The sequence below is a fragment of the Amycolatopsis sp. NPDC003676 genome, assembly GCF_053587275.1.
Genome location: NZ_JBSFNS010000446.1, coordinates 1 through 1,032 on the forward strand (window position 1 = coordinate 1; position 1,032 = coordinate 1,032).

Sequence of the window (1,032 nt, forward strand, 5' to 3'; positions counted from 1 at the left end):
GGATTTCGAGGTCGAGGATGTGTGGCGGTTTCGGACGCCGGGTGGGCAGGCCGGGGATTTTCCCGTTTTGCTCGCGGCGTTGCAGGCGGAGCGGGCGTCCGAGTCGTCCGGCGTCACCGGGGTGTTGTTCACGATCCGCTGGAAGCTGGGCGAGGTGTTCGGGTGGGATCGGGAGTCGGCCGGAACGGGTAGGCGGGTGCCGTCGCTGCGGGATCGGTTGCCCGCCGACCTACGGGACACGCCGGTGCCCGATGACACGGACAGCCCGTTCACCAGCGTGTACGTCCTCGACGACGAATACGCCGCCGAGATCGCCAACGGCACCATGCACGGGGTGATGCACCTGGGGTGGGTGCCCGACGACGACGGGCCCGGCTACCACCTGCAGATGGCGGTGCTGGTGAAACCGAACGGATGGTTCGGGCGCGCCTACATGGCCTTCATCAAGCCGTTCCGGTACCTGATCGTCTATCCGGCGATGACCAGGAACTGGGAGCGGGTGTGGACCGAGCTGACGCTCACGCGCTGAGCGGGGCCGCCGTCACGCCGTAGCCGAGGTTGGTGAGGACCTCGCTGGTCGCCTTCGCGAAGTTCAGGGTGATGAAGTGCAGGCAGGGGGCGCCCTCGTCGATCAGGCGCTGGGCCATCTCGGTGGCGATCTGGATGCCCTCGGCGCGCACGGCCGCCTTGTCCTCTTCCGGGCCGGTGCCCGCGGCGCGGGTCAGCCGGGCCAGCACCGACGGCTCGAGCGGACGACCGCACAGCTCCTCGGCGCGCTGCACGGTGCGCAGCGAGGTGATCGGCATCAGCTCGGGGATGATCGGCTTGGCGCCCTCGACCGGGTCCATCGCCACCACCCGGTCGCGCAGTCGCAGGTAGTGCTCGACGTCGAAGAACATCTGGGTGATCGAATACTCCGCGCCCGCACGCAGTTTCGCGGCCAGCTGCCGGGTGTCGTGTCGCGAACCACTCCTCGATGAGCGGCAGCTCCTCGCGCCACTCCTCGTTGCGCACCTCGAGCGCGGCCTGGAT

General features: G+C 68.9%; 2 protein-coding genes. One reads left to right on the forward strand and one right to left on the reverse strand.

The annotated features are described in order from the left end of the window. A partial coding sequence (locus ACWDNU_RS47115; RefSeq protein ID WP_449673615.1) for a DUF2867 domain-containing protein occupies positions 1 to 529 on the forward strand: 529 nt, incomplete at its 5' end. Here the strand turns inward: ACWDNU_RS47115 and ACWDNU_RS47120 are convergent. Next, the coding region (locus ACWDNU_RS47120) for a methylenetetrahydrofolate reductase (RefSeq protein WP_449673616.1) at positions 519 to 1,032 on the reverse strand (514 nt) is incomplete at its 5' end. The genes ACWDNU_RS47115 and ACWDNU_RS47120 overlap by 11 nt on opposite strands.